An 18,889-nucleotide genomic window follows, 5' to 3' on the forward strand; every position below is an offset into this window, starting at 1 on the left:
GTTCAATCGTCATGGAGAAAGGCCATGGGATCGCGCCGTAGGTTTAGCCAAACTTCCCCTCTTGAAGAGCGCCTTGCCGAAGAAGCGAAAAGCCTACGTGAACTAGCCAAGACACTGCCGCCAGGGACTCAGCGAGAAGCTTTGTTGCGAAAAGCTCGCCAAGACGAAGTCGGCGCGCACTTAACTGAGTGGCTGACCTCACCGGGATTGCAGCCGCCGAAGTAAGGCGTATGATTCTGGGTGATTTGCAAACTGAGGGAGGTGCGCTTGGCAGCCAACCTAGTTTTGAAAATTGCCATCATAGGGTTGGGCGTCTTTTCGACGGTCCTAGCCTCCATGTTGTACTTCAATCTGTAAGAGAGGGCCGCCTCCGTTGGCGGCCTCTCTCCACCACTAGAACGTGACATGACCCCGCTCATCGCGATCAAACGGCACGAAGCCGTTCCCGGCACGGGCAGCTATGAAGTCCGCTTCGCCGATGGCCGGCCGAGCGTCTATTTTTATTGGGATGACCTGCCCGGTCGGCGCTTGCGGCCGGATCTGTTGAGCAGCGAAGAAGCGCGCCTCAAGGCGCAGGAGCTCGCCCGCACCGAGCGCGACAAGTTGAGCGCAGGCACCGCATGAAGAAGCACGTCGAGGCGCGCCCCTACGCCGACCCGGAAGCCGCGGCGCGCAAGCTCATTCAACTCGCCGCCAGCGTCGAGCCGGTCCAGGACGGCCGCATCCACATCGAGAAGATCAACGCGCCGTTCCTGTTCACGCTCGGCGGCAAGGGCAGCGAGTTCGGCGCCGGCATCCGATACGCGATCGAGCAAGGCTGGCTCGAGCTGCACGAAAGCGGGACCTATGTGCGGCTGCTGACGCCGGGCGAGGATCTGCTCCGTCAATAGATCAGCGTGAACGACAACCACGCCGCGAGAGACGCGCAGAGACAAATTCCAAGATAAGGCAATGCAAGGCGCATCGGGCTTCCCTCCGAAACGCATCAAATATGAATCAGCTTCGCATGCCGGTCGGGCTACGGCCAGGGAATTCGGGGTGCCAAAGTGGAATTGACGCTCATCAATAGCACCATGGATCAGGAGTATCGCAGACAGAATGGATACGCCGACCCGGAAGCCGCGGCGCGCAAAGTGGGTGAGCCACTCCTTTGAGCTGAGCAGTGGCATATGCCGCAAAAAAGGGATTGTCCTTGGTCCGGGCGCGACGGCGAGCCAAGTCATTTCAAATTGGCTCAAGGTTTAAAAATCGCCAGCATCCCGCATTCAATCGGGTGGGCAAGCCAGCCCTTCTTCCCGCGCAACCCTTAGCTGTTGTACGCTTGGAATCCGGCCCGCAGCGCGAGCGAATCGATGGAGCGTTCGGAATGCCGAAATACGAGGTCAACGTGTGCTTCTGCACGCCGGGCAAGACGTGGCATGAGGACACATCACGGGCTGTCACCAGCGAGGTCGAGGCCCACAACGGCGTGCAGGCCGCCATCGCGGTCCTGCGAACTCTGGAATTCGATGAGCGGGCCGAACAATTGCACTTTATCCATGTCGGGTCGGCTCGCACCCGAGTGAAGCAATAATTCTGACAAAATTGTCTCACGGAAAGCGTCAGTTTTGCTGCTCCAACCACGTCCGTCCGCCGAGATCACGCTGACGACCAGCGGCGGTAATGAAAAGCGCCCCTCGGACGGGTGGTCGGCAAGCGATGACGAGCTACGAGACACTGACGTTACAGGAAGAACTGCCCGCCCGAATTAATGCCCTCCTACCAAGCAACGGACGCGGCATTTGCATCGGCTTTGATGGAATGGATGGTGTTGGCAAAAGCACGCTGGCCTGCGAAATGGCCAAGCGCTTGGGAGGCAGCAGGATTTCGTTGGATGACTATCTGGTCAAAAAACAGAACGGCTGCCTCGGTTGGCGCGGGGTCTTTGGAGAGTGAGCAATTTTGCTCAGACTCCACGATGTGGGTATGCAATTTGTGCCGCCGCCGGGGTTTTGCTCACCCTCCCGGGGCTGGTAAGCCGCCGTCCGCGATACATTAAGCGGGCGGCGTTTTTGCTATGAAGCAAGGTTGGGCGCATGAACATGTCGTGAACACGAACGTATTCATAATCGGAAGGCCTCAATTTGCGGGGGAACCCGCTTCGAGGATTTGCCGTTGAATCGCCGGTTCAATCGTCATGGGGAGAAAGGCCATGGGATCGCGCCGCCGGCTTATCCAAACGTCCCCGCTCGAAATCAGACTCACCGAGGAAGCGAAGCGCCTACGTGAGGAAGCCAAAGAGCTTGCACCTGGGGCGGCCCGTGAGGAGATGATCCGCAGAGCGCGCCAAGCCGAAACGGGCTCACATTTGACCGAGTGGCTGACCTCGCCGGGATTGCAGCCGCCGAAGTAAGGCGTATGATTCTGGGTGATTTGCAAACTGAGGGAGGTGCATTTGGCAGCCAACCTAGTTTTGAAAATTGCCATCGTAGGGTTGGGCGTCTTTTCGACGGTCCTAGCCTCTATGTTGTATTTCAATCTGTAAGAGAGGGCCGCCTCAGTTGGCGGCCTCTCTCCTCCACCCCCGCTAGAACGTGGCATGTCCCCACTCATCACSATCAAAAGRCAYGAAGCCGTSCCCGGCACCGGCAGCTACGAAGTCCGCTTCGCCGATGGCCGGCCGAGCGTCTATTTCTATTGGGATGACCTGCCCGGTCGGCACTTGCGGCCGGATCTGTTGACCAGCGAAGAAGCGCGCCTGAAGGCGCAGGAACTCGCCCGCACCGAGCGCGACAAGTTGAGCGCAGGCGCCGCATGAAGAAACACGTCGAGGCGCGCCCCTACGCCGACCCGGAAGCCGCGGCGCGTAAGCTCATTCAACTCGCCGCCAGCGTCGAGCCGGTCCAGGACGGCCGCATCCATATCGAGAAGATCAACGCGCAGTTCCTGTTCACGCTCGGCGGCAAGGGCAGCGAGTTCGGCGCCGGCATCCGTCATGCTGTCGAGAAGGGCTGGCTCGAGCTGCACGAGAGCGGGACCTATGTGCGGCTGCTGACGCCCGGCGAGAGTCTACTCGGTCAGTAGATCAGCGTAAGGGACAGCCACGCCGCGAGGAACGTGCAGAGGCCAATTCCAAGGTAGGGCAAAGCAAGGCGCATCGGGTTTCCCTCCGAGACGCAAAATATAGTTAGAGCTTCGCATGCGACCCGGCCGACGGCTAGGAGTCCGGTCGGTTCTGTTGATGTAGCTCAATGGTCCCATCCGGTTCGGGTCAAACCGTCGGGCCATGGGCGATCCTGACGATCCACCTGCAGGCAAAGACCTGTCGGAGCCAAAGCCTTCACGCTTGGAAGAGGCCCGACGCGTAATTGCGGAGTACGCGGACGACTTGCGAGAGATCATCAAGCGGCTCCGTCGCCGCATGAATTGATGCCGCGGCATGCCTCACTGGGGCGCGCGCAGACCGGGGGAAGTCAGCCACGCATTCATGTGAGAGGCAACGTCCATCTGGCGGGCCTGACGAAGAACTTGTTCGCGCAGCCTCCCTGGTGGGAGCAACTTGGCTTGCTGGCGCAAGCTCGTTGCTTTCTGGTCAAGACGGTATTCGAGACTTGAGTTTTCTTTGAAACGGCGACGCTGCATGTCGCTTCTCCGCTGCTCGAGAGGGCGGGAGCGCAACTGGCGTTCTCATCACCGATAAAAGCCATGGGCCGTGCGGTGATGGAACCAATGGAACAATTTCAGCACCAAAATTGCTGGTCAATACTGCTCACACGCCAAAAAAATAACGTGTCGTTAGTAAATCAAATTGGGGCAATCGCGAGAACGTTCCGTTTAGGCCACTAGGCACGCGACCGAAGCCCCGCCCGTGGCACCGATTAGAGTCCCGTGAAGATTGCCCCAAGATTGAGCGGGCCGTGCGCGAGGATGACGACAGAGCCCGCCGCGACCGAAATGCCGAATAAACCGGCCCGAATTGATGAAATTGTCAGATTCAGAAAAAGCCCGGCGCGCGGGGTCATCGCGCGCCGGGCTCGATCAGGGCCGCCCCCCGCGGCCCCGCGTTCGTCCGGGAGGCAGTCGCGGACGAATTCTAAGCTTTGCCGATTTCCTCAAAGGACGCCACCAGTCGCTCGAAATCGGCCGCCGATAACGTCAGCTTGACGGTGTCGCTGCCCCGGACCTGCGTGCAACTCAGCGGCGCCGGCTGCATCGCGCCCTTTTCCGGGGCCATGTTGCAGTAATTGTTGCAGCGATCGTCGCCGGGCGTGCAGCGGCCCGGCAAGCCGGTGTCGCGGCCGGCATAGCCGCAGACATACTCACCCTCGAATTGCTCGGGATCGCCGCGCACATGGACGGACACCGTCCCATCATCCTCGCGCGTGAAGTTGAGATAGCCCGGATAATCAGGCCGCGGAACGCAAAAAGGCATTTGCTCACAGCTCGGTCTCCTTTCGATTTGCAGGATTCACGCGTATGCCGCCGTCACACTGCCGACCAGGACGGCCGCGACGATCGCCGCCACGACCGCGGCGCCGGCAAGCCAGCCTGCGGCCGAGATCGAGCGCTGCCGCCGCGCCTCGGCGATCGCCGCGAACAGCGACAGCAGCGCGATGACGATCGCGAGCGCGACCAGGAGCTTGATCGCGGCCGTGCCGAATAGGGCCTGGTCAAGCGGATGGCGCAGGATCTGCGGTTCGAGCTTCATTTCAATGTCACCTGGAAAAAATGCGAGGCGATCCACAACGCTGCCGCGCCGCCGCCGCTGCCAAACACAAGCCAGTAGAACCAGCGTCCGGCCGTCAGCGCGCCGACCGCCTTGAATTTGGCGACCTCAACGGCATCGACGATCGGCTTCATGTCGGCGATGTCGGAGATTGCCGCCTTGACCAAGCCCTCGAGCGTGCGGAAGTCGTCGACGACGCGGTCGATCTTTTGATGCATGTCGCGGCGGCCGATCGAGGCTTTTTCGTCCTGGTCGCGCCACTGCCGCGTCAGCGTATCGACCGAGGCGACGAGGCCGCCGATCGTCTGCGCCATCTTGAGCAGCGCGGCTTGGGTTGATTCTGCCTCGGTCATTATTTCCCCTCGCCGTAGCTCTGCCGCACGCCGTCGTACCAGGCGCGTCCGGCCTCGAGGCGGCGGTTCGCCTCTTTCAGCGCGTCGCGCGTGCGCGCCATGCGCTCGCGCGCGTCGTCACTCAGTTTTGCGGAGGGATCGCCCACGGGACTGAGCAGGCGCGCCGGGGCTGCCGGCAACTCCCGGTGCAGCGGCGCAGACGCCGGATTTGATGCGCATCCCGCGCAGATCGTCACAAGTGAGAGCGCAAGCGTTAGGCTTGCCGCCCGCGCTGAGCGCCGCCGTCCGTTTCTCGAGATCCTCGACATAGGCATCGGTCCCCGCCCTTTCCTGCTCTGCCTGTTGCTGGATTGTTGCCGCGCGCAGCGCCTCGTCGCCGGCGGCGCGCCTGGCCGCATCGAGGTCGGCACGCATCGCCGCGAGCTGCGCCTCGAGCGCCTTCTCGCGCCAGGCGCCGTCCGCGGCCGCATAGCCCGCGTTGTAGAGATGGACGCCGGCGCCGATCGCGCTGCCGCCGAGGATCAGCGCAACGATTGCGGCAAACACCGCACCAGCCCAGAACGGCGACAGCTTGACGCCGACAAGCCCGGCCAGCCGGACGATGATGGGGATGATCGCGCTCACGTGTTTTTCCCCGCACGGTAGTCGGCAACGCGCTTGGCCTCGATCTTGTCGGCGAACTTCCAGACCAGCACGCCGAGGCCGGCGAGGAGCGCGAGCACGACGACGCCCGCGACCAGACCGGCGACCATCTGCGGCGTCAGGCCGAGGCCGCCGACCGCTTCCTTGGCGCCGGAGACCGCCGTGGCCTTGTCGGTGATCCAGGCCAGCACGCCGGCGCCGCCGAGGCCGCCGCCGGTGCCGAACATTCTGCCGGCCCAGCCCTTGACCTGGTCGGTGATGGCGATGGTCTGCACGCCCTGCTCGCGCAGATCCTGCGTCGTCGCACCGGCCCTGACCTCCGAGACCTGGCGCGGCTCGGCGCGCGCCATCGCGGCGAGCAGATCGTCGTCGATCGAGGGCTTGAGCGGCAGATCATGCTCATGCCGAAACGCCAGGATTGCCGCCTCGGTCCGCCCTTTCGGCACCAGCTGGCCGTCGACCGCGCCGGCGTCGTAATAGCCCAGCTCGCGCAGCCGGGTCTGGACCTGGACGACGACGTCCGGATCCGGCGCCGGCGGCGTCACCTCGAGTCGGGCGTGCTGGTCGGGATGGTGCTCGGCCAAACCCTTTTCGAACAGCCGCGCCTCGGTCTCGCGCCGCGCGTAGAGCCCGGAGGTTTTCGGCCACAGCCGCTGCATCGAGCGGATCTGGCCGGGGATACGGGCAAGATCGCCGGAGGCGACGCAGGCGCGGATCTCGCGCATCTCGGCGTAGCGCGGCCCGGCCTTGATGAAGCCCGCCGCGTCGCGGTTGAACGCGATCGACCACAGCACGCCCTTGCAGTCCGGACCGAGGGCGCCGGCGCCGGGACAGTAGCGCTCCAGGATGGCGAGATAGCGCGGCAGGTCGTGATTGGCGAAGACGTCGAGCGCGACATCCCAGGGAATGTCAACCTGCCCGCGCGTCGCGCGCGAATAGGCCGCCGCCGCCTCGCCGCGCTTGCCTGAGGCGCCGAGCAGGATCTTGAGCATGCCGGGCTCGACTTTGTCGCCCCAGTCGGCCGAGATCTGCGCGCGGGTCTGCGTGCCGAAATCGTAACCGATGCCGCCGGTCGGGCCGCTCTGCTCGCCGGGATATTCGAGCACGCGGCGATATCTGCGCTCATAGGCGGCCTGGCTCGTCACCTCGGCGGCGACGACGAGATCGAACGCGGCACGCGAAATGCCATGCAGGTCGAGCATGTGGTTAGACTTTCGGTTGAGATGGGGAAATGCAGCCCGGATGGGTTGTTCGACGAGCAGTTGCAGTGATACGGTCCCCACAACTTAAAAAGCTGGGGATTTTCCAAGGTGGCAATTGCCCGTTTTGCAAGCGCCCGCTCGCCCCTAGAGCGGATCGCAACTCAATATGAAGATGCACGTTTCCTGATGCGCTGCATCCGCTATCGGTTCAGAACAGAACGCCTTCAACTCAAGACGCTTGCGAACCTCAGATTGCGTGGCGCTACGGTTCTCGATGTTGGTGCCAACAAGGGCATCTATTCCTTTTGGCTCGCGCGCGCGGTCGGATCTGAAGGAAAGGTCCTCGCCTTTGATCCGCAACCCGAGATGATCGAGTATATTGAGGCGCGACGGGGACGGTTCGGATGGAGCAACGTCGCGACGTTGAACGTGGCGCTTTCGAATAACCAGCGCGTCGCAAAACTTTCGCGGAAGAGAGCCGGAGACGGAAGCGCGTCGTTGTCGAGAGCGATTGGCGAGACCATCTCGGTCCAGACCAGAGAACTCGACAGCTTCCGCGACATCTCAAACCTGAAGTTCATCAAGTGCGACGTCGAGGGTCACGAGCTAAACGTCTTTCTCGGAGCAGAGCAGACAATCCGAAAATTTCGCCCGGTCGTCCAGTTTGAGGCAACCGCTCCAGAAGGTGCCCGGCTGTTCGAATTCTTTCGAGCCTTAGGATATTCGGGAGTCATGTTTCTCGGAGACCGCTACCTGCCCTGCTCAAACCCGGAGCAAGTACCGCATTACAAGTTCGGTTTGGGTGGTCACCGAGACTTCCTGTTTTTCCCTCCCGAAGCTCTCGAAAACATCATTCCCGTGGGCATCTTCAGCCAATTTCCTAAAACACTCGCATGATGTAGTTGCAGACGATCGTGGGCTGGACGATCGCGTGGGCACCGCCGCCACCAGTGTTCTGAATGCTGATGCCTGTCGTCGCACCGGACGTGCTGATCTGCTGTGTATCGATGTACGGAGCCGAACCGCCAGAACTTGGTTTCTGATCTCTGTTGTTCGGCGAGAAATACAAGTGGGAGTGCCCTGGATCAGTAACACCATGACCATGAGATGGCATCTCCGCCGTCGTCAACACGTGACTCTCCGCACCTCCGACTGCGCCGAGCTGAGACGAGTTGCCACCGAAATAGGTCGAGGTCAGACGGCTCGGCGCGCTCGCCTTCATCACCGAGACGCGCTCCGTCTTGTCCGGCAGATTGAACGTGGTCGAGCCGTCACCGACGCCATAGGTGGTCCCGATCAGCGCGAAGAGGCCGGCGTAAGTCGCCCTGGAAATCGGCTGCCCCGTCGGGAACGCGAACGCGCTGCTCGGCGTGGTCGGCCCCCAATAATCGAGGCCGGCCCCGAGCGGGACGTTGTAGGGGTCGCCGAAGAACCCGTGCAGATAGAAAATTCCGTTGGTGCCGTCATAGCGCGCGGTGTACGGCGTTCCCGCGATCAGGACGCCGGCGTAGAGCTCTCGCGTCGGCTCGGCGCGGAGCGCCTTGGCCCCTAGGCCATCGACGTTGAGCGAGACATGGGGCGATCCGAGCCCATTGGTCACATGCGGCGTGAATGCGATGATGTTGCCGTCGAGCTCGGCGAGCGTGTTGTACTTCCGGTAGGAGGCGACCGTGTATGCCGTCGACGTGCCGCCGGTGACGATCGCGCCGGCGATGTCCTCGCGGAACATCGAAGTCGAGGCCAGCGGCGAGGCCATGACTTCCTTAGAGCCGGCACCGAAGGTGCCCTTGGTCTCCTCGACGGTGGTCAGCGTCAGCTGGTTGGCCGCGCTGTAGGTGGCAACGCCGCTCCAGAACGCGACGCCGGGCTCGACGATCGTGACATAGGTCTGATCGCCGACCGCCATGAACGAGGCAAAATTGTTGTAGGAGCCATCGGCGGCGCCGGCGAGCGCCAGCGGCCCGCCGCCCGACGTGGTCGAGATCTCGAGAATGCGCGCACGGGGACGAACGAAGGTCATGCAAAGCGTCCTTTCAGCCGACGCAGGCGGTTGTCGTGATGCCGTATTGCGCCGACGCCGTGCCGCTGCCCAGCGTGCGGATGCCAAAGTCGGCGTAGTGATAGCCCTCGGTCAGTCTTGTGTTGACGCTCGGACTGACAGGGCACCGGTTCGACGTCGAAGCCAGGTTGCCGTCACACGGCGTACCCGCCACCGTTCCATCGATCATCACTGCGATGCCAACAGCCCCGTTGTTCACGGTATTGGTGAGCGTGCCCGTTGCGGTCGCCAGCACGACGTCGGTCGTCCAGCACAAGAATTCGATCTTGCTGGGCGTCTTTTCGACATAGCCGCTGGTGGTCTCCGTCGACGTGCTGTCGGTCGCGCCGAGCAAATCGCGACGGTCCCGGTTGAACCACGAAATGACAAAACGCTGCGTGGCGGTGTCGACGAACGCCGGCCCGGTGATGACCCTCGCAAATCCGACCAGGGTGCGGGTAACGTCGTTGTTCTTGACCTCGAGGCCATTCTGGCCGGGGTTGTTCGCGGTCGCATGAATCGTCGTCGCGGCCTCGAGGATCATCGTCGATCCCGACATCGCGGCATAGATGAAATAGTTTACGCCCGGCGTGAGACCGGTCGGCGCGAGCGAAATGCCGCCGGAGGGAACGGTGCGGGGACGCCCGTCGATCGTCAGCTGGTCGCCGCCGAACGGTAGCAGCACCAGGTTTGCGCCGGACTTCACCAGCTTGCACTGACCGCACACAGGCGCGACCACGGCCGCGGCCGCAGGCCAGCCCATGAACACCTGCTTGATGGTGCCGGCCCCAAACGTGCCCTTGCTCTCGAAGGCCGTGGTGACGGTGACTTCGTTGGCGGCGCTGTAGGTGATCAAACCCGACTTGAAGGCAACGCCCGGCTCGACCACGGACCCGAATGTGGTGTCGCCGACGCTCATCGCCGCGCTGAAGGCGTTGTAACCCGCGTCCAGCGCGCCCGTAACCGTGAACACACTCTGGCTGTTCGAGGTCGATTGCTCGAGCACACGATCCTTGGGCGGAATGAAGGCCATGGTTAAATTCTCTCGTCGAGACGGAGCTGCTTGCCGTAGAGGTCGAAGATCACACCGAAGGTGACCGGCGTGACGTCGGTCATCAGGCCATAGAACGACGACCGCGGCAGATTGGGCGAAGCCGGCTCGGTGATCACGAGCACGTTGCTGCGGCGACCGCAGGCGCGGTCGAGTCGTTCGATTAGGCCGTAGCGTTGGACCTCCTCGACCCATGGGAACGACAGGTCGAGGCGACGGAAGTGATTGTCGGTCCAGACCAGCGTCAGGCCGGAGGAGGCCGACGACACCCGCGAGCGATCGACGTATTGCACCGAGCCGCCTTGCGCGAAATTGACCGCCATCTCCTCGCGCAGGCCTTCCAGCACGAAGCCGGCCTCGACATAGTCCGCGCCCGGATCGGCGATGTCGAAGCGGAGATAGCGCCAGGCCAGCGGCGTTTCGAGCACGGCGACGAACGAGGCATAGTCGATGTCGAAACGGGAGTCGCCGTTGGTGACCGGCCCGCTGTCGAAGATGTCGCCGGCGATGCCGGTCGCATCGATCGAGGACAGCCGCAGCCGCAGCGTCGCATCCGCCGAGCAGGTCAGCCCGCCGACCATCACCGTGTCAGCAGTTATGAGCCCGCCACTGTCGAGCACGAACCAGTCGGCGGCGCTGAGCGAGCGCCAGCGCTCGGACGGATGTGGCGAGAGCAGCTTCGACGCCGGCATGGTCAGGACCTGGCTCGACGCCGCAACGGCGGCGGCCAGCGCCAGATTGTCGAGAACGAGGGCGGCATTAGCCATAGGCGGCGATCTCCACGGTATCGATGCCGCCGGCGGCGAAGTTGATCTGCGCCTTCCATTCGACCACCGTCATCAGGCGGCCGAAGCGAAGGTCGAAGCGATCGTGCGTCACCATGATCACGTCGCCCATCTCGCGGCGCAGGGCGCGGCGCGGCAGTGGCATGCGGTAGATCGAGCGCGTGGTCTTGAAGAGGTCGATCAGGCGCGCGGCCTCCGCGGCAGCGTCGGCTTCATTGGCGAAATAGGACTGCACGGGGTCGCGGTCCTGCGCGAAGGGATGGTCGAGCTGGATCGTGGCCGAGCTCGCCTCGGCCAGCCGATAGGGCTCGGCGACGAAGGCCTTGCGCGCCGCGGTCACGGCGCCGGCGAGATCGGTCTGGATGGTCCAGTTGCGGGCATAGGGCACGCGCCAGCGCCACCGCGGCGGCCGATACGAATCCGGCAGCGGCTCGCGCTTGATGTCGCCGCCGATCATGTCGTCGCGCGTGAACGATGCGGCGGCGGTGCCCGATGGTGCGGAGAAGATCCGGACCTCGAATGTCCCGTCCAGGCGATGTCCGCCCCAGCCGCCGATGCCGCCCATCAGCGCCTGGATGAAAGCCGCGACCGTGAGGTTGTCGTCGGGCCCGGAAAAATAGGCGATTGGCGCCGGCTGCGCGGCATTCACTGCGGCAAAGGATGCAGCGTCGAGGTCGTCGGGATCATCGAGCACGGTGCGATTGCGCAAGGCCCAGCGGACGATGTCGGCCGTCGTCGTGATGTAGCCGGCGGAATTGTCGCCGCGGACGTCCGCGGTCACCGTGCCGGCCGCGATCGAGCTGAGCTTGACCAGGCCTGCCGAAAGACACGTCTTGAACTGCCCCGGCGTGACGCTGGCGGCGGCAAGGGTGGCATAGTCGGCGACGTTGCCGGCGCCGGTCAGCGGCACGCCGCGGTCATAGACCGCATCGACCGCCTGCAGCGACCCGTCGTGGAGCTGATAGATCAGCAGGTTCGGCACCAGCAGCACGGGCGAGACGTTGAGCGCATTACCGAAGGCGAGCGGCTTGCGCTTGCCTGCGAGATCGGATCCGCCATCAGCGCCGCCGGTCCCGCCATAGGTGTTCGGCTGCAACGGCACTTCCAGCTTGTAGGAATAGTCCTCCAGGTCGATCGAGATGACCTCGGTGTCGATATTCCAGCCGGAGGCCGTGAGCTTCGCCAGCGGATAGGTGTCGGCATAGGGCTGGTCGGGCCGGCCGATGCGGATCGCGATCGGACGGCCGTCGATCGCGTAAGTCTGCGGCAGGAAGTCATACTCGGCATCGTCGTTGGAAATCGTGAGATTGCCGGTGCCGGTGGTGAACTGGCCGATGTCGCTCTGCATGATCGAGCGCGAGAACGAGAAGCTTTGCAGCACGCCGCGAAACGGCTGGTTGGCCGGCGTGTCGGTCGGCTCGGTGGCATAGCCCGCCGCGGTGGTGACGTAGATCTTCAGCGTCAGATCGGCCGACAGATCCATCGTCATGTCGAAATAGACGCGCATGTCCCGCCGGTCGGCCGACCAGGGCAACGCGCACATCGGGGCCACGCCGTACATCATGAGCGATCCGTCAAAACCCAGGGCTCGATCTCGGCGAAATAGGCGATCGGCACACCTTCCTCCTCGAGCATCAGATCCCATCCCGTCGAGCCCGCCCCGCGCGCGGTGGCGCCGCCGCTGGCGCTGCCGCGGGACGCATGCGCGCCGAAAGCAAAGGCGCTGGACGAGCCCACGGCCGTGCCCTTGGCCGCACGGCCGCCGACGCCGGAAGCTGTCGACGTGCCGCTGGCGGCGCCCTTCGCAGCAGCCGCGCCGATGCCGACGACGGTGGTGACGCCAGCCGCAGCGCCCCTCGCTGCCCCCGCCCCGATGCCGGACGCGACCGACGATCCCGCGGCCACGCCAGGCGCGCGCGTCGAGGTCCGGTCGGATTCGGAGAAGCGGTACCGGCTGAACGGCCCGATGCTGAACATGCCTCAGCCTTTCCGGGGCGGCCCCGGCCCAACCTGCGTCAGTCTTCCGTGATGGTGGTGCTGTTGGTGATCACCGGCGGAACACCGGTCGAGATCGAAATCGCCGGCGACAGCGTGCCGGAATAGAGGATCTTGCCTGTGCCGCTCGCGGCCGTTCCGATCGAGAAAAAGGTCGCCGTGGCACTGCCGCCGGTCGCGGTCGGGAAGTTGATGTCGTTGACCGGCGAGACGCTGTTGCCGGTGACCATGAAACCGGTCGAATTGCGAGCCACCGCGACGCGCGCATAGGACGTATAGGCGACCTCGCTGGTGGTCTGGCTGCCGCCCTCGCCGGGATCGGCCGTATGCATCGCGAAATAGAGGCTGGTCAGCGGCGAGGATGCCGCATTGTCCGCCAGGTTGGCGATCGCCGTGCCGTTGAAGATCAGCTTGAGCAGGTCGTTTTCGAACGTGTCGCCCTTCGACATGGTGGTCCTCTCAGGTAAGGCGCAGGCGCAATTGGCCCACGGGGATCTGCAGCGGCTGGCCGGTGGTGATGGTCCGCGGCATCGTCGGCGCGCCCGGGCAGAGCATGTTGCCGCTGCTGAGCGAGTCCTCGATGCCGAAATGCGTGATGGTGCCCCAATCGGCCGTGGCCGGGCCCAAGGTGATGACCGTGGTGTTGACGCTGATGCCGCTGGCATCGGCGGCGCCCATGACGCCGGCGAGCGGAACGCGGGCATAACCGCCGGCGGAGACTTCGTGGGCATGCGAGCCCGCGACGCCAGGATCGGCCGTATGCGCCGACAGATAGAGCGGCGGCGGGCTGTAGGGCGCAACGCCAGTGAGATCGTCGACGATCTTCTGCCGTCCGTAGGAGGTCGCGGACATGGTCTTAAGTTCCGGTTTTCGCGGACGGCCGCTGCGCACGGCCGCGGTTGCTCTCGACCGCGGTCGCGATGCGGTCGAGCTTCTTGCCCATGCCGTCGAAGCCGGCATTGAGGCTCAGCACCTGTGCGTTGGCGGCCGATGCGATGGCCTGCGACAGCCCCTGCTGGAGCGCCGAGAAATACTGCCCGTTGTCGTTTGCCGCGCCGGACGAAAATACCTGCGAGACCTGCGGCACCAGTGACGCAGTCGACAGCGTGGCGCTGGACGTGGTCGACGCCATCGTCGTGGCGGTCGATGGCGAGGCGCCGATCAGCGCGGCCAGCGCCGAGGACACCGCCTGGTAGATGCCGGCATAGCCTTCCGAGGAGCCGTAAAAGCTCTTGGCCTGGTTGAGCAGCGTGTCGGCGTATTTGGTGATCGAACCGAGCGCATCGGCATCACCGCCCTGCGCCAGGCCGAGCTGCTGGCCGAACTGCGCTTGAGCTGCCGCAAGCTGATCCTGCGGCGACAGGATYGAGCTGGAGCCGGTTTGCAGGCTCGCGAGATAATCGCTGATGGTCTTGATCGAGGCCGTGACGTCGACGGTCGCCTGCTTGACGACGTCGGCAAGATCCGGAAACAGCTTGATGAAGTCGTCGAAGCTGTCGCCGACCAAGCCGGAGTCCTGGACGATCTTCTGCGCCTCGGCCGCATAGGTCGCCGCGATCTGCGCCAGCAGCCCCGGATCGTTGCCGAGCTCGGCCGCGCTTGCGAGGTCGGTCTGATGCTGCTTGAGCAGTGCCGCCGCATCGTTGAGATAGGACTTGCCCTGCGCGCTGTTGAGCCGCTCCGCCAGGCTCGACGTCAGCGTGTCGGCCGCGTCCTGCATGAGCTTCTTGATCTGCGCCTTGACGGACGCGTCGATGCCGGCGAACTCGCCGGTCACGTCCCAGTGGTTGGCCGCGCCGATCGTGGTCAGCGTGTCCTTGAGCCCGGCCGCCTCGTCGTTGACGCCCTTGATCGCCTTCTGCAACGGCGACAGGTCATCGGCGCCGCTCTTGAACTCGGCGATGATGCGGCTGATGCCGCTGGACAGTGTCTCGGCGAGGCTGCCGCGCGAAGCCTCGTCCTTGGCCTTGCGCGCCGCTTCCTCGAGGGTCTGGAACGACGAGAACAGCGACTGAAGCTCATTGGTCAGCGGGCCGAGGTCGACGCCGGCGGCGGCCTGGTTGAACTTGATGACCTGGTCGGCCATCTTGGCCCATTGCTGCTTCGCCTCGTCCAGCTCCTTCTTGGCCTTCTGGTCGCCGGCGAACAGCTGCGCCCCGATCGCCACGACGGCCTCGACGCCGCCCTGGATGAAATTGCCGGAGAAGATGTCGGTCAACGCCTTGTCGGCCATCTTGGAGGCGAGCTGCTCGGCCGCGCCGGCCAGCGCGTCCATGCCGGACTTGCCCTGCATCAGCCCCTGGAAGAACGACTTGGTGAAGTCGAGCCCAGTGTCCTTCACCTCCTGCAGCGCAGCAGTGAGCCGCATGGTGTTGGACAGCGCATCATCGGTATAGGCGCGCCAGTCGTCGCCGTGCAGCCGCCGCTGGATCTGCGCGATCTGCAGCTCGACGCCCTGCAGGCCGACCGTCTGCCGCGCAAAATTGGCGTCGCCCTCCGCCTTCCACTGGTCATAGGCGGACTTGGCCTGCTCCATCCGCTCGCGCAGATCGTAGAACTTGTCGGCGAACTGCTCGAGATCCTTGTAACCGGCGCGCTCGGCCGCGGCATAGAGCTCTGCCTCGACGCGCAGGCCGGCCAGCGCAGCATCGGATTCTCCGATCGCCGCGGCGTCGGCCTTCATCACCGCGATATGCCGATTGGCCGACTCGATCGCACGCTCGAGACCATCCTTTTGGCTCATGTCGGGCAGTTGCGTGGTCGAGCTGTCCGGCGTGACGCGGATCCGGTCCGGCTGCTTGTCGTAGAGCGCCGCCAGCTTGTCGAGCAGCTTGTCGACGTCACCGAGCGAGGCATTCTCCGGAAGGCCGAGCAGGCCGGCGAGGTTGCGCCCCTTGAACCCGGCAAACGACTGCTGGCTGAGATCGCCGATCTGCGCGACGATCTCGCGCAGCCGATAGGCATCGTTGATCTGGTCGTTAAGCTGGGACTTGGTCTTGTCCTCGTCCGGCGTCATCCAGCGGCCGACGGAACCGCTCGCCGCGCCGATGCCGGCAAGGATCTGCGAAGCCAGGCCGGCCATCTGGGTCAGCAGGGGCAGGATCGAGGCCAGCGACGCCTTGAACTGGAGATCCCAGGTCGCAACGGCTTCCTTCCATTGCGTGTTGAACTCGCGCGCCTTGGCGATGGTATCATCGTCGATGATGATGCCGAGATCCTGCGCCTTGCGCTTCTGCTCCTCGATCGCGTCGGCGCCCTGGCGCAGGAACGGAATCCAGTCTTTCGACAGCCCGACGATGCGCGCGATCGCCTGCTGCACCTGAGGCGAGGCGTTCTGCATCAGCCCGGCGATGTCGGCCAGCGCCTGCTTGGTCGAGATCAGCTGACCGTTCTGGTCCTTGATCGAGAGGCCATTGGCCTTGAACAGCTTGCCGAACTCGGTCGCCTTCTGGCTCGCCTGCGTCAGATCATCAGTGATCTTGTCGATGCCGGAGTTGAAGTCCCTTTCCTTCACACCCGACGACATCGCCGCAAACAGATCCTGCTGAAACTCCTTGACGCTGAGGCCGGCCAACTGGGCGCGGTCCTCGAGGTCGACCAGGACCTGCGTCTGCTTGCCGACGTTGTCATAGAAGCTGCGCAGGCCGGCGATCGCCGCCAGCGCCGCGATCCCGACGCCGGCGATCGCCAGCGCCGCGCCCTGCGCGCTGGAGATGCCGCGCTCTGAGGCATCCGCAGCCTTGTCCATGGCCTGCGAATACTGATCGGCGCCGGAGGTGTCGGCGTCGATCACAAGCTCGGTGACGGTCTGGTCGGACATGCTGGTTTAGTCTCGCTTTTTGGCGAACTCGATCCGGAACAGATTGTCGAGATCCTCGATCAGCTCGATCTCGAACGGCGAGAAGCGCCGGCCGCCAAGGCGGGCAAAGGCCTCGATGTCGGCATAGGCGATCGGGTTGATGCCGAAGCCGGACCCGGTTCGGCGGCTGGACAGGCGCTGGAAGGCGTTCCAGAGGTACAAGAGCGGCATAGGGAACGGCGGGACCGCGAGCTGCGCTTCGATCTCCGCCCTGCCCTTGGCGCCCCGCGTGCGCTTGAGCTTGCCTTCCAGCTTCTCCCGCAGGCTGAAGCCGTCCTTGTCCCTGGCATCGAGGGCGAAAGTGGCTTCCGCGAAATCCCTCAGCTCGTCGCCGAGGGCCGAATAAAACTTTCGTCTTCTCGCAGGTAATCGGTGACCTGCTTGAACAGCCAGCCCTTGCGTTGATCCGACAACAGCATGCGGGCGTTGTCGGGCGAGAACTCGATCAGCTTGCCGTCGATGCTGACGGACGTGAAGGTCCTGGTCCGCTTGACGATGCTGTCGACATTGCGCTTGCGCAGGGCGTCGATCGACTCGTCGTCGGCCTTCCACTTCTTGCCGTTGACGCGGGCCTGTTCCTTCTCGCGCGCCAGGCGCAGCTGCTCACGGCCGACCTGGTCGGCCAGCTCGATCGTGATCGGATGGCCCGGGCCGTAGAAGGTCCAGATCCAGCCGGTCTCCTTGTCGGTCGTCGGGTGCTTGATGTTGAGCGTCGCCTCGTCCCTGGCGTCGAGCGCGCCGATGTCGAAGGTGTCTTTCTCGGTATCCATGATGTCCTCTGTCGGAAGGATGGCCCCACGGTGGCCGACACCACCGCGGGGCCGATTGCGCGCAATCATTCTGTCGGGAATTCGGGGGAAGGCCTTTCGATGGCCCGCAAGTTGGAGATCGTGCGGATGCGCAGCCAGTGCAGCTTGCAAAGCGCGTCGAGCAAGATCCGCTCCCGGGCGTCCGGGAGCCGCTCGCTGCCGTAATAACGGCGATCATCGCTCCACATTGGCTACGGTGCCGACGTTTGAAACTTGATGATCGCCGCGTCGTGACCGGCGCCGGCGCCGTCAATGCCGGCGAGCGCGACCGGCACCTGGACGGTCTGGGTGCGGCCGCCGCCCTGGTTGGAGAACGCCGACGGGTCGGCGCCGCCGAGCGTGAAATTGCCCATGTAGATCGAGAAGAAATCCTTGGGCTCGGCCTCGTTGTCGACGGCGAGGACGTGCAGCGTGTAGACGGTCTCGGCCAGGAAGTCCTGGAAGATGGTCAGGTCCTGGTAGAGCATGCCGAGGTTGAGCGAGATGCCCATCTGGCCGGTGAATACGTCCGGCGAGTATTTGATGCCGCCGGAGCCGAACACCGAGGGTGCGTTCGGCGTGATGTCGGCGGTCAGGTCGAAGTTGGTCAGCGAGACCAGGTCGGAGCCGCCGAGCCGGATGGTGGCGTCGACCACCGAGAACGGCGCATTGGCGCCGAGCACCGGCGCGGTGAAATAGGGCGAGGTGCCGGTGGTGTTGCCGAGCACCCGACCGGTGCCGACGCCGGAGAGGCCCGCCATGATGATGCCGTCCGGCTTCATCGACAGCTTGAGCTGGCCGGCGACGAAGTCCTGCGCGACCTTGGACTGGTCGATGTCGACCTCGTACTCCTCCAGCGTGAAGTAACGCTTGATCAGCGAGCCGCCGGCGAAGGGCACCAGCTTCTTGCCGCGGCGGACGATCGAGCAGGAGGTGTCCGGCGTCGCATTAACGATCAGCGTCTCGGCCGTGGTGATGGTGGTCGCAGTCAGATTGGTGATGCGGATGTTCTGCAGATTGTTGCCGCCGGCATAGTTGAGCAGCTCAATGACGTCGCCGATGCCGAACCAGGTGCGAGGATCGCCGGAGGCGCAGATGATCGAGTTGGCGCCCGTAGTGAGCGACGTGAAGTCGGCCTGCGTCTTGGTGAGATCGGCCGCCGACCAGGTGTCGCGCGCGATCGCCTCGACAAAGGCGTCATGCGAGCCGAGCGACAGCTCGGCATCGTAATCCGCGGTCAGCTTCTGGGTGCCATGGCGGCCGCGCTGACGCATGCCGTCGCGCCGGATCTCGCCACTCTCGACCGCGGCCTTGCTGGCCTTGATGCCGTTGCCGCCGGAGATGCGGAAGACGCTGGCGGCGCTGCCGGAGGCAGCCGTGCCGAGCGCCGACTGCACCTTGTATGCGACATAGGCGTTCGAATTCGACTGATACATGGATCAGGACCTCCAGGATGAAGCGGGCCACAGCC

At 64.2% G+C, this 18,889-nt stretch carries 25 protein-coding genes; 7 read left to right on the forward strand and 18 right to left on the reverse strand.

Annotation, left to right across the window (positions count from 1 at the left end):
• The first annotated feature begins 405 nt into the window (after window positions 1-405).
• The 6 genes from ACXJMY_RS25595 (at window position 406) to ACXJMY_RS25620 (ending at window position 3,063) form a co-directional block, all read left to right on the forward strand.
• Entirely contained in the window at window positions 406-624 is a 219-nt protein-coding gene (locus tag ACXJMY_RS25595) for a hypothetical protein (RefSeq protein ID WP_456622121.1), read from the forward strand.
• Entirely contained in the window at window positions 621-890 is a 270-nt protein-coding gene (locus ACXJMY_RS25600; RefSeq protein WP_456622122.1) for a hypothetical protein, read from the forward strand. Before ACXJMY_RS25595 ends, ACXJMY_RS25600 begins: the two co-directional genes overlap by 4 nt.
• Window positions 891-1,366: 476 nt before the next feature.
• A complete protein-coding gene (locus tag ACXJMY_RS25605; protein ID WP_456622123.1) occupies window positions 1,367-1,573 on the forward strand; it encodes a hypothetical protein in 207 nt (68 codons plus the stop codon).
• 125 nt (window positions 1,574-1,698) lie between these two features.
• Window positions 1,699-1,935 carry a hypothetical protein gene (locus ACXJMY_RS25610; protein ID WP_456622124.1) on the forward strand — a complete coding sequence of 79 codons (237 nt, stop codon included), beginning with the start codon at window positions 1,699-1,701 and terminating at the stop codon, window positions 1,933-1,935.
• A 643-nt stretch (window positions 1,936-2,578) separates the two neighbouring features.
• Window positions 2,579-2,797 (forward strand): hypothetical protein, encoded by a 219-nt coding sequence (locus ACXJMY_RS25615; RefSeq protein ID WP_456622125.1) that lies wholly within the window; start codon window positions 2,579-2,581, stop codon window positions 2,795-2,797.
• Window positions 2,794-3,063, forward strand: coding sequence for a hypothetical protein (locus ACXJMY_RS25620; RefSeq protein WP_456622126.1), 270 nt, complete (start codon window positions 2,794-2,796; stop codon window positions 3,061-3,063). Before ACXJMY_RS25615 ends, ACXJMY_RS25620 begins: the two co-directional genes overlap by 4 nt.
• Before the next feature lie 1,009 nt (window positions 3,064-4,072).
• On the opposite strand, the gene ACXJMY_RS25625 is transcribed toward ACXJMY_RS25620, so the two are convergent.
• The 6 genes from ACXJMY_RS25625 to ACXJMY_RS25650 are packed head-to-tail and all read right to left on the reverse strand — an operon-like array spanning window position 4,073 to window position 6,902.
• Entirely contained in the window at window positions 4,073-4,411 is a 339-nt protein-coding gene (locus ACXJMY_RS25625) for a hypothetical protein (RefSeq protein ID WP_456622127.1), read from the reverse strand.
• A 36-nt stretch (window positions 4,412-4,447) separates the two neighbouring features.
• Complete coding sequence (locus ACXJMY_RS25630) at window positions 4,448-4,687, reverse strand: hypothetical protein (protein ID WP_456622128.1); 240 nt, start codon at window positions 4,685-4,687, stop codon at window positions 4,448-4,450.
• The gene (locus ACXJMY_RS25635) at window positions 4,684-5,058 is read right to left on the reverse strand and encodes a DUF1515 family protein (RefSeq protein WP_456622129.1); all 375 of its coding nucleotides are present in this window, start codon (window positions 5,056-5,058) and stop codon (window positions 4,684-4,686) included. Before ACXJMY_RS25635 ends, ACXJMY_RS25630 begins: the two co-directional genes overlap by 4 nt.
• On the reverse strand, window positions 5,058-5,204 hold the full coding sequence (locus ACXJMY_RS25640) for a hypothetical protein (RefSeq protein ID WP_456622130.1): 147 nt from the start codon (window positions 5,202-5,204) through the stop codon (window positions 5,058-5,060). Before ACXJMY_RS25640 ends, ACXJMY_RS25635 begins: the two co-directional genes overlap by 1 nt.
• Window positions 5,176-5,682, reverse strand: a complete 507-nt coding sequence (locus tag ACXJMY_RS25645) for a protease IV (protein ID WP_456622131.1) — start codon at window positions 5,680-5,682, stop codon at window positions 5,176-5,178. Before ACXJMY_RS25645 ends, ACXJMY_RS25640 begins: the two co-directional genes overlap by 29 nt.
• Window positions 5,679-6,902: a peptidoglycan-binding protein gene (locus ACXJMY_RS25650; protein ID WP_456622132.1), complete on the reverse strand. Its 1,224-nt coding sequence runs from the start codon at window positions 6,900-6,902 to the stop codon at window positions 5,679-5,681. Before ACXJMY_RS25650 ends, ACXJMY_RS25645 begins: the two co-directional genes overlap by 4 nt.
• Before the next feature lie 108 nt (window positions 6,903-7,010).
• Here ACXJMY_RS25650 and ACXJMY_RS25655 point away from each other — a divergent pair, with 108 nt between their 5' ends.
• Complete coding sequence (locus ACXJMY_RS25655) at window positions 7,011-7,799, forward strand: FkbM family methyltransferase (protein WP_456622133.1); 789 nt, start codon at window positions 7,011-7,013, stop codon at window positions 7,797-7,799.
• Here ACXJMY_RS25655 and ACXJMY_RS25660 read toward each other — a convergent pair.
• The 12 genes from ACXJMY_RS25660 to ACXJMY_RS25715 all read right to left on the reverse strand — a co-directional run bounded on the left by ACXJMY_RS25660 (window position 7,783) and on the right by ACXJMY_RS25715 (window position 18,854).
• Complete coding sequence (locus ACXJMY_RS25660) at window positions 7,783-8,922, reverse strand: phage tail protein (RefSeq protein ID WP_456622134.1); 1,140 nt, start codon at window positions 8,920-8,922, stop codon at window positions 7,783-7,785. The two genes, ACXJMY_RS25655 and ACXJMY_RS25660, sit on opposite strands and share 17 nt — an antisense overlap.
• A gap of 13 nt (window positions 8,923-8,935) precedes the next feature.
• Window positions 8,936-9,973: a hypothetical protein gene (locus ACXJMY_RS25665; protein ID WP_456622135.1), complete on the reverse strand. Its 1,038-nt coding sequence runs from the start codon at window positions 9,971-9,973 to the stop codon at window positions 8,936-8,938.
• A gap of 2 nt (window positions 9,974-9,975) precedes the next feature.
• Window positions 9,976-10,758: a hypothetical protein gene (locus tag ACXJMY_RS25670; protein ID WP_456622136.1), complete on the reverse strand. Its 783-nt coding sequence runs from the start codon at window positions 10,756-10,758 to the stop codon at window positions 9,976-9,978.
• Window positions 10,751-12,340 carry a hypothetical protein gene (locus tag ACXJMY_RS25675; protein WP_456622137.1) on the reverse strand — a complete coding sequence of 530 codons (1,590 nt, stop codon included), beginning with the start codon at window positions 12,338-12,340 and terminating at the stop codon, window positions 10,751-10,753. The genes ACXJMY_RS25670 and ACXJMY_RS25675 overlap by 8 nt, the downstream gene beginning before the upstream one ends.
• Complete coding sequence (locus ACXJMY_RS25680; RefSeq protein ID WP_456622138.1) at window positions 12,337-12,753, reverse strand: hypothetical protein; 417 nt, start codon at window positions 12,751-12,753, stop codon at window positions 12,337-12,339. Before ACXJMY_RS25680 ends, ACXJMY_RS25675 begins: the two co-directional genes overlap by 4 nt.
• Before the next feature lie 38 nt (window positions 12,754-12,791).
• The gene (locus ACXJMY_RS25685) at window positions 12,792-13,220 is read right to left on the reverse strand and encodes a phage tail fiber protein (protein WP_456622139.1); all 429 of its coding nucleotides are present in this window, start codon (window positions 13,218-13,220) and stop codon (window positions 12,792-12,794) included.
• 10 nt (window positions 13,221-13,230) lie between these two features.
• Window positions 13,231-13,623 carry a phage tail fiber protein gene (locus ACXJMY_RS25690; RefSeq protein WP_456622140.1) on the reverse strand — a complete coding sequence of 131 codons (393 nt, stop codon included), beginning with the start codon at window positions 13,621-13,623 and terminating at the stop codon, window positions 13,231-13,233.
• A gap of 4 nt (window positions 13,624-13,627) precedes the next feature.
• Window positions 13,628-16,591 carry a hypothetical protein gene (locus ACXJMY_RS25695; RefSeq protein WP_456622141.1) on the reverse strand — a complete coding sequence of 988 codons (2,964 nt, stop codon included), beginning with the start codon at window positions 16,589-16,591 and terminating at the stop codon, window positions 13,628-13,630.
• 6 nt (window positions 16,592-16,597) lie between these two features.
• On the reverse strand, window positions 16,598-17,023 hold the full coding sequence (locus ACXJMY_RS25700) for a phage tail assembly chaperone (RefSeq protein WP_456622217.1): 426 nt from the start codon (window positions 17,021-17,023) through the stop codon (window positions 16,598-16,600).
• A complete protein-coding gene (locus tag ACXJMY_RS25705) occupies window positions 16,951-17,400 on the reverse strand; it encodes a branched-chain amino acid ABC transporter (protein ID WP_456622142.1) in 450 nt (149 codons plus the stop codon). Before ACXJMY_RS25705 ends, ACXJMY_RS25700 begins: the two co-directional genes overlap by 73 nt.
• Window positions 17,401-17,465: 65 nt before the next feature.
• Window positions 17,466-17,627 carry a hypothetical protein gene (locus ACXJMY_RS25710; RefSeq protein WP_456622143.1) on the reverse strand — a complete coding sequence of 54 codons (162 nt, stop codon included), beginning with the start codon at window positions 17,625-17,627 and terminating at the stop codon, window positions 17,466-17,468.
• Between the two features lie 3 nt (window positions 17,628-17,630).
• A complete protein-coding gene (locus ACXJMY_RS25715; RefSeq protein ID WP_456622144.1) occupies window positions 17,631-18,854 on the reverse strand; it encodes a phage tail tube protein in 1,224 nt (407 codons plus the stop codon).
• Between the last annotated feature and the right edge of the window lie 35 nt (window positions 18,855-18,889).

It is taken from the genome of Bradyrhizobium sp. P5_C12, assembly GCF_054049735.1.